Origin of the sequence: Bilifractor sp. LCP19S3_H10, from assembly GCF_052119185.1 — a bacterium.
Classification (GTDB): Bacteria; Bacillota; Clostridia; order Lachnospirales; family Lachnospiraceae; genus Bilifractor.
This window is the reverse complement of record NZ_JBQKFT010000001.1, coordinates 395,022-408,902: the sequence shown is the minus strand read 5'-3', so window position 1 is coordinate 408,902 and position 13,881 is coordinate 395,022. Positions and strand designations below refer to the sequence as shown.

At 53.2% G+C, this 13,881-nt stretch carries 7 protein-coding genes; all 7 read left to right on the top strand.

The window, feature by feature from the left end:
* Positions 1-151 precede the first annotated feature (151 nt).
* Complete coding sequence (locus tag ACTQZS_RS01690; protein WP_441474269.1) at positions 152-619, top strand: GNAT family N-acetyltransferase; 468 nt, start codon at positions 152-154, stop codon at positions 617-619.
* Positions 620-921: 302 nt separating this feature from the next.
* Positions 922-3,528 carry an ATP-dependent chaperone ClpB gene (gene clpB / locus ACTQZS_RS01685; protein ID WP_441474268.1) on the top strand — a complete coding sequence of 869 codons (2,607 nt, stop codon included), beginning with the start codon at positions 922-924 and terminating at the stop codon, positions 3,526-3,528.
* Between the two features lie 229 nt (positions 3,529-3,757).
* Positions 3,758-3,931, top strand: a complete 174-nt coding sequence (locus tag ACTQZS_RS01680; protein WP_441099687.1) for a DUF4250 domain-containing protein — start codon at positions 3,758-3,760, stop codon at positions 3,929-3,931.
* A 235-nt stretch (positions 3,932-4,166) separates the two neighbouring features.
* Entirely contained in the window at positions 4,167-4,961 is a 795-nt protein-coding gene (locus ACTQZS_RS01675) for a class I SAM-dependent DNA methyltransferase (RefSeq protein ID WP_441474267.1), read from the top strand.
* A gap of 161 nt (positions 4,962-5,122) precedes the next feature.
* Positions 5,123-6,016: an Hsp33 family molecular chaperone HslO gene (gene hslO, locus ACTQZS_RS01670; RefSeq protein ID WP_441474320.1), complete on the top strand. Its 894-nt coding sequence runs from the start codon at positions 5,123-5,125 to the stop codon at positions 6,014-6,016.
* Positions 6,017-6,097: 81 nt separating this feature from the next.
* Positions 6,098-9,544 (top strand): helicase-exonuclease AddAB subunit AddB, encoded by a 3,447-nt coding sequence (gene addB / locus ACTQZS_RS01665; protein WP_441474266.1) that lies wholly within the window; start codon positions 6,098-6,100, stop codon positions 9,542-9,544.
* A 1-nt stretch (position 9,545) separates the two neighbouring features.
* Complete coding sequence (locus ACTQZS_RS01660; protein WP_441474265.1) at positions 9,546-13,793, top strand: UvrD-helicase domain-containing protein; 4,248 nt, start codon at positions 9,546-9,548, stop codon at positions 13,791-13,793.
* Positions 13,794-13,881: the final 88 nt, after the last annotated feature.

Here is a 13,881-nt window from a genome sequence, read left to right as displayed (position 1 = left end):
TGCCATTCCATATCAGCTCTTTGAAAATGCAGACAGGATTCTGGCTCGCGAAGCGCTCATAAAAGCCGGAATTGATTTTGAGGGCACAGGTATGGGCGCAGAGCCGCTTGACCAGTGACAGCAGCCGTATCTTCCGGAAAGGAGACGTAACATGGAAATCACGTATAAGCGTGCGTCGATGAAAGACATTGACGTTCTTGTGGACACCCGGCTTGAGGCGCGGGATCATTCTGATAAAACGGAGGATTCTGCATCCATGATGCGTCGCCGCCGGCAGGCCTACAGTTACTTCCGGAGAAATCTGTCCGAGAATCAGAACGTGGCATATATTGTCTACAATGGATCTGAGATAGCTGCCTTCGGAGACGTCATTTTTTATCATCGCCGTCCGTTGTTCAATCAGAATAAGGAACGGGCATATATCTCCAATCTGTATACAAAGCCGGAATACCAGGATACGGAGATTCCGTTCCGGCTGCTCGATCTTCTCGTACTTGCTTCCCTTGAGAACGGAGCGGAGGAGATCACGGCTGACAGGGAAATCGCGTCGGATCCACTCTACAGAAAGTACGGCTTTACCAGAAGGGATTCCGGGTGGAGCCTGGTCGAGTATGCGTGAGATCATATGAAAAATATCCGCGCGAGAGGCAGCAGAGGCAGCGGTGTAAAAATAGATATGCGTCGGATGGCGGAGTCAGTTGTGAAAGCCGCGGGTTGCCGTGTGCCTTTCACTTCCGCACGCGTGCAGGCATTCCCCGGAGCAAAACCCGGGGAAAAATTTTTAAAAGAAATTAGCACTCACTTATTGACAGTGCTAACAACGAGTGCTATATTAACTTCATGAGAGGAAAAGGTTACATAATATCAGAACGTCAAAATCTTTTCCTGACTTAAATACTGCATTTCAAGGGAGGTGTGAGTATGCAAGCTGACAGATTTACACAGAAATCACTGGAAGCCGTGAATTCGCTGCAGAAGACAGCGATGGACTTCGGCAATCAGGAAATTGAACAGGAGCATCTGCTCTATGTGCTGCTGAATCAGGAGAACAGCCTGATTCTTCAGATGATCGAGAAGATGGGCATTGATGCCAATCTTTTCCGGAATGAAGTCGAAGCGGCTATAAATAAAAGAGTCAAGGTTCAGGGTGGACAGCCTTATGTCGGGCAGTATCTGAACTACACCTTGAATTACGCGGAAAATGAAGCAAAGAAGATGGGAGACGAGTATGTGTCCGTCGAGCATCTGTTCCTTGCCATGCTCCGGCATCCGAGTCCTTCGATGAAGGAACTGTTCCGGCAGAACGGTATTACCGTGGATCGTTTTCTTCAGGCGCTGCAGAGTGTGAGAGGAAATCAGAAGGTAACCTCCGATAATCCGGAGGAGACCTATGATAGTCTGAGAAAATACGGCGAGGATCTGGTGGAGAAGGCAAGAGATCAGAAGCTGGATCCCATCATCGGCCGTGACGATGAGATCCGGAATGTAATTCGGATTCTTTCCCGTAAGACGAAGAACAACCCGGTGCTGATCGGTGAACCCGGTGTTGGCAAAACCGCAGTCGTGGAAGGACTTGCGCAGCGTATTGTGAAGGGCGATGTTCCGGATTCTCTGAAAGACAAGACGATCTTTTCACTGGACATGGGTGCTCTCGTGGCCGGTGCGAAATACCGTGGTGAATTTGAGGAGAGACTGAAGGCGGTTCTGAACGAGGTGAAGAAGAGCGAGGGCAGGATTATCCTCTTTATCGATGAGCTGCATCTGATTGTCGGAGCCGGAAAGACGGAGGGATCCATGGATGCGGGCAACCTGCTGAAGCCGCTTCTGGCCAGAGGTGAGCTGCACTGCATCGGCGCGACAACGCTGAATGAGTACAGGGAGTATATCGAGAAGGATGCCGCCCTGGAGCGTCGTTTCCAGAGAGTTATGGTAGATGAGCCGACAGTGGATGAGACAATCACCATCCTTCGTGGTCTTCGTGAGAATTACCAGACGTACCATGGCGTGCGCATCACGGATAATGCGCTGATCGCGGCGGCTACGCTGTCGAACCGTTATATCACGGACCGTTTCCTTCCGGACAAGGCGATTGACCTGATCGACGAGGCGTGCGCCCAGATCAAGACAGAGAAGGATTCCAAGCCTGAGGAAATTGATGAGCTGGAGCACAGGAATCTGCAGCTTCGTCTTGACAAGATGTCTCTGGAAAAGGAGACGGACACGCTGAGCAAGGAGCGTCTGGAAACCGTTAAGAAGGAGCTGGCGGAGAATGAAGATAAGCTGAAGGTTCTCAATGCCAAATGGGAGAATGAGAAGAATGCTGTGAACCGTCCGGCGAAGATCCGTGATCAGATCGCGGAGGTTCATAAACAGATGGAGCTTGCGGAGCGTCAGGGTGATCTGGCGAGGATGTCCGAGCTTCAGTACGGCGAGCTGCCAAAGCTGGAGAAGGAGCTTCAGGATGAAGAGAACAAGATCAATAACGACGATCTGAAGCTGGTGCATGAGGCGGTTGATGAGGATGAGATCGCGACAATCGTGTCCCGCTGGACCGGAATTCCGGTGGCCAAGCTGACACAGGGCGAAAGAGAGAAGATTCTTCATCTGGATGATGAGCTGCACAAGAGAGTCGTGGGTCAGGATGAGGCGGTCGAGAAGGTTTCGGACGCAATTATCCGTTCGAAAGCCGGGATCAAAGATCCCACAAAACCGATCGGATCCTTCCTGTTCCTCGGACCTACCGGTGTCGGCAAGACCGAGCTTGCGAAGACGCTTGCGGAGAAGCTGTTTGATGACGAGAACAACATGGTTCGTATCGATATGAGCGAATATATGGAGAAATATTCCGTCTCCCGTCTGATCGGAGCTCCTCCGGGATATGTCGGATACGAGGAGGGCGGTCAGCTGACCGAGGCTGTGCGGAGAAAACCTTATTCGGTTGTGCTTTTCGATGAGATTGAAAAGGCGCATCCGGATGTCTTCAATGTGCTGCTTCAGGTTCTGGATGACGGCCGGATCACGGATTCCCAGGGCAGGACCGTAGACTTCAAGAATACGATTCTGATCATGACGTCGAATATCGGTTCGCAGTATCTGCTGGACGGCATTGAGCCGAACGGCGAGATCAGCGAAAAGGCACAGGAAATGGTTCATAAGGATCTGAGGGCGCACTTCCGTCCGGAGTTCCTGAATCGTCTGGATGAGATCATCATGTTCCGTCCGCTTACAAAGGACAACATCGGCCACATCGTGGATCTGCAGATCGCGGATCTGAACAGAAGACTCGCGGATCAGCAGCTCAAGATAGAGCTTACCGACGCAGCGAAGAAATACGTTGTGGACGGCGGCTACGATCCGGTTTACGGTGCGCGTCCGCTGAAGAGATTTGTACAGAAGAATGTCGAGACACTTTCGGCGAAGCTGATTCTCGGCGGAGACGTTCACGAGGGAGATACCATTGTGATCGACGTCGGCGCCGACGGAAAGCTGGCGGCAAGTGTGCGGCCCCAGGTCGAGGTCGTCGACTGATTTACGCAGGCAATGAGAGAGCGGGATAAAATCACAAAACCGGGTTTTATCCCGTTCCGCAGGCAGGCGCAGCCGAAACAGGGCAGATTCTGATGAAATAGGAATCTGCAATGTGTACAAAAAAGGATGCGATTTTAAGGCAAGATTGTCGAACTGGTCTGATGATATTCTTTCTGCGATATTTTATAATGACAGAAAACAGTTCATCAAATAAGAGAGGATGATAATAATGATGCCAAGAGATCCTGCTATGTTGTTAAGCTTCGTAAATATGCGTCTGCGTGATCAGTATTCCAGTCTTGATGAATTCTGTGAGGCGGAAAATGTAAATCGAAAACTTCTCATGGAGAGACTGGCTGAGGTGAATTACTATTACGACGAGAAAACCAACCAGTTCAAATAACCGCGATGAGAAAACCGGAACAGGCCGGTGTGAAGAAAGCAGTCCCCGTGTCTGTCATTGCCGTGAGACAGTGACAGATACGGGGATTTTTTTACGCGAAAAGTGAGCCGCAGCCGAATGCGAAGTATTCGGAAGAAATCGTTTTGCTTTTTGGCTTCCGGTATGTCATGTGGTATACTTTCTGACAGGTGATATGCCGGTTGTGCGGGGAGATCAAAACGGAGGTTATGGAACGATGAGTGCATATGAGAGCTTTGCGTCGGTATATGATATGTTTATGGACAACATCGACTATCCGTCATGGAGCCGGTATCTGATCGGGCTGTTGAAGCGGCACGGGGTTTCCGGCGGACTGGTCTGTGAACTGGGGTGCGGAACAGGAAGCATGACGGAGCTGCTGGCGGATGCCGGATATGATATGATCGGGATCGACAGTTCCGTGGAGATGCTGGAGCAGGCACAGGACAAAAAATATGAGTCCGGCCACGATATCCTGTACCTGAATCAGGATATGCGGGACTTCGAGCTGTACGGAACCGTGCGGGCGATTGTGAGCGTCTGTGACTGTATGAACTATATATTGACCGAGGAAGATCTTCTGAAGGTTTTCCGGCTGGTGAATAATTACCTGGATCCGGGCGGGGTTTTTATTTTTGATATGAATACAGAGGCGAAGTACCGGGGGATCGGGGAGTCCACGATTGCGGAGAACCGGGAAAACGGGAGCTTTATCTGGGAGAACAGCTATGACCCGGAGAAGCGGATCAATGAGTATGTTCTCACGTTGTTTATCCCTGAGGAAGAGGGAGAGGATCTGTTCCGCAGGTATGAAGAGGTTCATGTTCAGAGAGCTTATCCTCTGGAAAGAGTGGCGGAGCTGATCCGGGAGGCCGGCATGATTTATGAAGGAGCCTATGAAGCGTTTACCGATCACGCACCGGATGAGAAGTCCGAGAGAATCTGCATCATTGCGAGAGAAAATGGCAAAAGAGCTGATAAAAATCGCGAGGAAAAATGGCAAAAGAGCTGAGAAAAGAGGAATGATATAAAACGATGAGTGAGAAAGACAGAACGACAGCGGGCAGCGCTGCGAGAGAAGAAAGCGCCACAGAAAGACCAGGAGACGAGAATACGAAAGCAGAAAGAAATGACGGAAAGGTAACCGATATGACAGAGTGGAAGAAGGACCATATGGACTATATTGTAAGAGCGACAGCATGTGGCGGCCAGATACGTGCGTTTGCCGCGACGACAAAGAACCTGGTGGAGCAGGCCAGAGAGATTCATCAGACCAGCCCGGTATGCACGGCGGCACTCGGACGGCTGATGACGGCAGGCGCCATGATGGGCATAATGCTGAAGGGCGAGGATGACCTGATGACCATGACGATCCGCGGAGATGGTCCGATGCAGGGACTGACGGTTACTGCGGATGCCAGGGGGAGGGTAAAGGGATTTGTATACAATCCGAACGTCTGGAATGCACCGAAATACAAGGGGAAACTGGATGTCGGCAACGCGATCGGGAGAGGAACCCTGACCGTCGTGCGTGATCAGGCTTTCGGCGAGCCATATTCCAGCCAGGTGGAGCTTGTGTCCGGAGAGATCGCGGAGGATCTGACCAGCTATTTTGTGACAAGTGAACAGGTTCCGTCCTCGGTGGGACTGGGTGTTCTGGTCAATACCGATCAGTCGGTTGAGCAGGCCGGCGGGTTTATTATTCAGCTCATGCCCGGATACACCGATGAAACCGTGAACCGTCTGGAGGAAAATCTGAAGAAGATTCATTCCGTCACGAAGCTTCTGGAGGACGGGCTTTCTCCTGAGGAAATCCTTCAGACCATCCTGGCGGATATGGATCTCGAGCTTCTGGACACCGTGCCTGCGGAATTTTACTGCAATTGCAGCAGAGAGCGTGTGACGAAGGTTCTGCTGAGCATCGGCGAGAAGGACCTGCAGGAAATGATCGACGAGGGAAAGCCGGTAGAGCTTGCCTGTCACTTCTGCGGCAAGAAATATTCCTTCAGTGTGGACGAACTGAAGATCCTTCTGGCTGCGGCAAAGGCAAGGAAACAGAAAAGCTGAAGCATGGAGGAGATTTAACACGCTGAACATGCTGTACGGCATGATAAAATGTGTTTGAATATGGATCAAGGGAGGATGCGCATGTCTCTTGAATTTGTAGCGGGGAGAAGCGGAGCCGGAAAATCATATCAGGTTTACCGTGAAATCATCCGGGAGTCCATGGAAGAGCCGGAGAGACAGTTTCTCGTCATAGTCCCGGAGCAATTCACCATGCAGACGCAGAAGGAAATTGTTCAGATGCATCCGAGACGGGGAATGATGAATCTGGACGTGCTCAGCTTCAACAGGCTGGCGTGGCGAGTCTTTGAGAAGGTGGGAGGCAATACGCTGCCGGTTCTGGATGATCTCGGGAAGAGCCTGATTACCCAGAGGGTGATCGGAACAGAACAGAAGAAGCTCAGGGTTCTCGGCAGAACCTTGTCCCGTCAGGGTGCGGCGGAAGAAATGAAGTCTCTGATCTCCGAGCTTCTGCAGTACCGGGTGGAAGAGTCTGATCTGGACCGCTGGATCGAGGAGTCCGGGGAAAAAAAGCAGAACCGTCTTGCCATGAAGCTTACGGATATCCGGACCGTCTATCACGGGTTCCGCACCTTCCTTTCGGATCACTATCTGACGGCAGAGGAGGTTCCGGGCGTGCTCTGTGACGTCATCGGCAAGTCGGATCTCGTGAAGGGAAGCCGCATCGTGCTGGACGGCTTCACCGGCTTTACTCCGGTACAGCTGGAGGTCGTGCGGGAACTCCTTCGACTGGCGGACCGTGTCACGGTGGTTCTCACCGCAGATACGCCGGAGAACCTTTACGGCAGCAAAAATATTCACCGGCTTTTCCATATGTCGTGCGAGACCTATCGGAAGGTCAGTGCGCTGGCGGAGGAGACGCGCACGGAGATACGGCCGGTGAAATGGGTTGATCCCGGAGATAAAAGCCGATTTGCGAATAGCCCGGAGCTTCAGTTCATGGAGAAGAATCTGTTCCGGTACTGCCGGGACGGCTATCACGGGAAGAAGGAGGATGGTCATCAGATTCATATAACCGAGGCAGGAAACCCGGAGCAGGAGATACGCGCCGCGGCAGGTCAGATCTGCCGGCTTGTCCGGGAGAAGGGCTATCATTACCGGGACTTTGCGGTCGTCACCGGCGATCTCGATACCTATGGAAGAGAGGCTGTCAGGATCTTCCGGTCGGCGCAGATTCCGTGCTTTCTGGATCAGAAGAAAAAAGTGATGTCCAATCAGATGGTTGAATTTATCCGGGCGGCTGTGGACATGGTCCGGGACAATTATTCGTATGACAGCGTCTTCCGGTATCTTCACAGCGGGCTGTCGCTTATGGGTGAAGAGGAGATTCAGAATCTGGAGGACTATTGTCTGGCGCTCGGCATACATGGAAGAAAGAAGTTCGAAGAAGCATGGACCCGCACATCCCGCAGCATGAAGCCGGACATGCTTCTTTTTTACAATGAGCTGCGCGAAAAATTCGCGCGGGAGACACAGGCACTTCACGACGGACTTCATGAAAGAAATGCGACGGTGCGCCGCAGGACAGGGCTGCTCTATGAGTTCCTCGTCCGTCAGGATGTGCAGAACCGCATGCGGAAGAGAGCGGATTCGTTCCGGGAGATGGGAGATGCTTCATCAGCGAGGGAATACGACCGCATTTTCGAGCAGGTCATGGGAATGTTTGACCGGCTGGTGGAGGTACTCGGCGATGAGAAGATGAAGCTCTCGGACTATCAGGAAATTCTCGACGCCGGATTCGGGGAGATGAGCATCGGCCTGATACCGCCGGGAGAAGATCAGGTTCTGGTCGGCGATATCGAAAGAACAAGGCTGAAGAAGATCCGGGTGATGTTCTTCGTCGGAATCAATGAGGGGATTATTCCAAAGCCGATTCCGGCGGGAGGGATCCTGTCAGAGCCTGACCGGGAGAAGCTTTCGGATCAGAAGGCAGAGCTTTCGCCCACATCACGCGAGCAGATGTACAGACAGCGGTTCTATCTGTATCTGGCGATGACCAAGGCATCAGACGCGCTCTGGCTGTCCTGGAGCAGAAGCGGAAGCGGTGGAGAATCCCTGCTTCCCTCGTATCTGGTCGGAATGATCCGCCGGATGTTCCCGGATGTACCTGCTCTGGTTCAGGAGGAACTCGAGAATAAGGATACCACGCTCCGCATGGAGACGCGCGATGGTCAGATGGAATATCTGCTCGAGGAGCTGCAGCAGATGCCGGAGAAGATGCCTTCCGGAGCTTCCGTTGAGCTTCTGCGCCGGATGCTGCATGATCCGGAGGGAAAAAGAAGGGCGGAAGCTCTCCTTGAAGCGGTTCGCGCGCGCAATCCGGAAAAAGGTTTGGGATATCTTCTGGCGGAGAAGCTTTACGGAAAAGAACTGCTGAATTCCGTCACCCGGCTGGAGGAAATGGCTTCCTGTGAGTTCCGGCATTTCCTGGACTATGGGCTTCGGCTGAAGGAGAGGGATGAGTATGTCTTCACGCCGGCAGACTTCGGAACGGTGATGCACGATTCCCTTCAGGTCTTCTCGGAAACGCTTGCCAGGAGGGGACTCGACTGGGGGTCTCTGCCGGACGGTGAGCGTGACCGGATTGCGGATGAATCGCTCACCCGCGTGACAGACGGTTACAACAACCGGATTCTGTTCAGCACGAAACGAAACGAGTATATGATGAAGCGGCTCCGGGAGATTCTGCGCCGGACCGTCTGGGCGCTTCAGCAGCAGGTAAAGAAGGGCCGGTTCCGGCCGTCGGATTTCGAATTTGATTTCGGCGATGATCTCAGCGCGGTTCATTTCCGGCTCGATCATGGGGCCTCGATGAGGCTGATCGGAAGAATCGACCGCCTGGATACCTGTGAGACGAAGAGCACCAGATATATCAAGATTATCGACTACAAGACCGGAAGTACAAAGCTGGATCTGGAGGATATGTATTACGGGCTTCAGCTTCAGCTTGCGGTCTACATGAACGCGGCACTGGAGGCGGATCAGAGAAAGCATCCCGGAAGCAGAACCGAGCCGGCCGGGATCTTCTATTACCATATCGAGGATCCAGTCATCGAAGAGGAGAAGGCCAGTACCGAGACAGAGAGGCTGGAGGAGATTCTGAAACAGCTCCGGCCCCAGGGCCTGTGCCGGTCAGAGATGGAGGTTCTGAAGCTTCTGGATCAGACTCTGGAAAAGGGTGTATCCTCTGATGTGATTCCGGCAGGGGTGAAGAAGGACGGTTCACTGACGAAGTCGTCTCAGACGGAATCTCTGGAGAATTTCGGCCGGATCCGGGATTACACAAACCGCAAGGTGAAGGACCTCGGAAACCGGATCGTACAGGGGCATATCAAGGCGGATCCGTATGTGCGGGAGGGGAAGGACCGGAATGCCTGTACCTTTTGTCCGTATCAGGGCATCTGCGGTTTTGACCGTCGGATTCCGGGCTTTGAGTACCGGAGACTGCCGAAGCTGAAACGGGAGGATATTCTGGAGGCAATCGGAAAGTCGGAGAAGGAGGATTCGTGAGATGGCGGTTAAGTGGACGGCGGACCAGGAGCTGGTAATTCGTCAGAGAGGTACAAATATTCTCGCTTCCGCAGCGGCGGGTTCCGGAAAAACAGCGGTTCTGGTCGAGCATATTATTCGCCGGGTCACAGATCCGGATCATCCGATCAATATAGACCAGCTTCTGGTGGTTACCTTTACGCGGGCGGCAGCAGGAGAGATGAAGGACAGAATCGGGCGTGCGCTGGAGGAGAAGCTCAGGGAGAACCCGGAGAATGTTCATCTGCAGCGGCAGGGAGTTCTGCTTCATCATGCGCAGATCAATACCATTCACGGTTTCTGCACGTATGTCATCCAGAACTATTTTCACCGGATCCATCTGGACCCCGGCTACCGGATCGCGGAAGAGGGCGAGCTGAAGATGCTGAAGGCCAGGGTCCTTCAGGACATGCTGGAGGAACAGTATCAGCTTGCCTCCGGGGAAGGCGGAGCACAGGAATCTGCGGAAGAAGACGCGAAAAGAGCGGGCTATGCGGAAGAAGCGGACAGCGCGGATAATCCGGAAAGGGCAGACGGCGCCGGACATACGGAAGAAGCGGACAGCGCAGACAGTCTGGAAAAATCGATGGTATCTGGGGATACAGAAAAACAGGACAGCACAGATGATTTGGAAAAACAGACCGGAATGTTCCGCCGTTTTATGGATGCGTACGCACCGGGAAAATCTGACAGCCGCGCCGAGGATCTGATCCTGAAAATCAGTAAATTTGCCATGAGTGATCCGGATCCGCGCCAATGGCTGAGAAATGCGGCAGATGCCTGCCGTATCGATACGGCGGAGAAGCTTTCGGAAACGGACTGGATGCAGGATATCGTAAGGGAAGCCGGCATGCTTGTGGAGGATGCCGTGAGTCTTGCAGAGCAGAATCTGGCGGAAGCCGGAAATGCGGGAGGACCGCTCGGATACATTCCGGCTCTGGAGAGTGATCTGGAGCTGGCGGAAAAGCTTGAGAGCTGCCGCAGCTACGGCGATTTTTATCAGGTATTAAGCGGGCGGAATTTCGCAAAGCTTTCTTCCCGGAAAACCACGGGTGAGGATCCGGTTCTCCGGGAACAGGTCAAAAACAACAGGAATCTGTTCAAGGATATGATTGACTCGCTGCGGGCGGAGAGCTTTTCTCGTTCGGAGGAGGAAATCCTCGGTGAGCTTGTTCGGATAAAACCCTATGCGGAGGAGCTGGTGCGGCTGACGGAGCTGTTCATGGACCGGTTTGCCGCGGCAAAAAGACAGAGAAATATTGCGGATTTCAGTGATCTGGAGCATTTTGCCCTTCGAATCCTGCTGGAAAAACAGGAGGATGGTACATACCGGAGAACGGATGCGGCGAGGGAGCTTGCCGAGCAGTACGCGGAGATCATAACCGACGAATACCAGGACAGCAACTACATTCAGGAAGCAATCCTGGAGGCAGTCTCCGGGTCGGAGGAGAAAAGATATGACCGGTTCATGGTCGGAGATATGAAGCAGTCCATTTACGGCTTCCGTATGGCACGGCCGGATCTGTTCCTTGCGAAATACATGGAATATCCGCTCCTGTCAGCATCTTCAGAATCTGGAAACATGCACAAAGCAGCCGGGAAGAACAGCAAGGCAGCTGTGGGAAACAGCGGGGCGGCCGGAGAGAACAGTGAGACAGCTGTGGAGAACAGCGGGGCGGCCGGAGAAAACAGTGAGACAGCTGTGGAGAACAGCGGGATAACCGACAGAATGCGGAGTGTACGGATCAATCTGGACCGGAACTTCCGAAGCAGAAGAGAGGTGCTGGACTGTACGAACGCGATCTTCCACAGACTGATGATACCGGAGCTCGGCGGAATCCGCTACGACGACGCACAGGCACTTCATTACGGCGCGGATTATCCGGAAGGCGAGGATCCGGATTTTCCAAAGGCAGAGCTGCTTCTGATTAACAAGGCTGCTCCGGAATTTGAAGATGACAGGAGCAGTGAGGCAATGGCAAGAGCGGAGGCGCTTGCCATCGCCGGAAGGATACGGGAGCTGACGGCCTCCGGGAAGGTCTGGGACAGGGACGCAGGAGCATTCCGTCCGCTGACATACCGGGACTGCGTGATTCTGATGCGTTCGCCGGGCCGGTGGGGGGACATTTTTGTCAGCACCCTTCAGGATGAGGGGATTCCTGCCTATATGACTTCAAAGGATGGGTATTTTTCCACGCTTGAGGTCACGACCGTCCTGAATTACCTGAATATCCTGGACAATCCGGGCCAGGACATTCCGCTGACAGCGGTTCTGCGCTCACCGATCGTCGGATGTACCGATGCGGAGCTGGCGGAGCTTCGGATTTCAGATCCGGAAGGAAGCATGTATCAGATCGTGAAGGAATATGCGGACGGCGGTGAAAAAGAGCAGAATCCGGCGCTTGCGGCAAAGCTGCGTGCCTTTCTCGGGCAGCTCTCTGATTTCCGTGAGAGGATTCCCTGTACAGAGGTTCATGAGCTGATCGGACAGGTGATCGAGGAAACCGGGTATGGAAGGTATGCCTCGGCGATGCCGGCGGGCGCGCAGCGGGAGGCAAACCTGAAGATGCTCGTTGAGAAGGCGGTGGATTATGAGAAGACGAGCTATCACGGGTTGTTTAATTTCATCCGTTACATCGAAAGGATGAAAAAATATGAGGTGGACTACGGGGAAGTGAACCTGTTCAGTGAAGCCGAGAATACGGTACGGATCATCTCTGTGCATAAGAGCAAGGGCCTGGAATTTCCGGTTGTATTTGTGGCGGGGCTTGGAAATCATTTCAATTTCAAGGACGCGCAGAGCAGGATCGTACTGCACGCGAAATACGGAATCGGGATGGAAATGGTGGATCCTGACCGCCATACCAGATGCAGCTCTGTGATGCAGACTGCGATCCGGAAGGCGATCCGGCGGGATACACTGGGGGAAGAAATCCGTATTCTCTACGTGGCGATGACACGCGCGAGAGAAAAGTTGATTCTCACCGGAATTGTGTCTGATAAAGACAGAATAGAAGAGACAATGCGTCTTCAGGAGGATACCGAGATCCGGACGGCTCCCGGAGAGACACCAGAGGCAGCGGTTCGCGATCAAAGGATACAGCTTCAGAAACCGCTTTCCTATCACAGGCTGGTAAGCGCCAAATGTCCGCTGGACTGGGTGATGATGGCGGCACCGTCCGGGAAGGTTCTCACGATCCGTGAAGTGAGGGCGGAGGAGATGGCGGACAGAACGATGCAGTCGAATGTTGAAGCGGACCGCATGGTGGACGCCCTCAGGCAGATGATTCGTTCTGATGCGGTCTGCGACGGACAGGTCCATGATTTTCTGGATCGAAGAGAGAATTTCCATTATCCGTATCAGAGAGCGGCTGAGCTGCCGGCGAAGATGACCGTGACAGAGATCAAGATGCGCTCCATGGAGGTCATGGAGGAGGAAAAAGGAGCGGAGCCCTTTGCGGAGGAGCCGGAGGTTCCGTATGTTCCGGAATTCATGAGAGAGGAAGGACACAGAGAAGCTGCAGGAGCAGCGAGGGGAACCATTTACCATCATGTGTTGGAATGCCTGGATTATCTGTCCGTGGACCGGATTTTCCGGAGAGAGGAAACCGGAGGCGAATCGTCCGGGGATCCGGAACTTCAGGAAGGATTCGCAGAGAATCCGGAAGTCAAGGAAGGACTTGCGGAGGATCCGGATTTTCAGGAAGGATTCGCAGAGAATCCGGAAGTCAAAGAAGGACTCGCGGGAGATCCGGATCTTGAGGAAAGGCTTGCAGAGGAGATCCGAAGGCAAGTGCAGGATATGGAGTCGCGGGGGCTTCTGTCAGAAATTGATGCGGCGTGTGTGATGCCGGAAGATATAGTGAGGTTTCTGAAATCGGGAATCGGAATCCGGATGCGCAGGGCGGCGCTGGAGGGAGTCCTGCGCAGGGAGCAGCCCTTCGTCATCGATATTCCGGCAAAAGACATTGACAGCAGCTGGCCGGCGGATGAGAACATTCTGGTGCAGGGTACGATTGACGCATATTTTTCCGAGAACGGAAAATATGTGATCGTCGATTACAAGACGGACAAAGTTCGCACCGGTGACGGCAGAGATCTGGTGGAGAAGTATCAGAAGCAGCTGGAATATTACAGCCGGGCTCTTTCCGGAATCACCGGAGTCGAAGTGGCGGAGACGTATATTTATTCGGTTGCGCTGGGGAGGGATATCCGCGTCAGTGGATACTGATAAATCAGATGTTCTGGCAGGCTGCGGAGAAATCTTTCACCAGCCGTTAATGCTCTGACAAAAGGAATCGGAAATTTCTGCATATAAA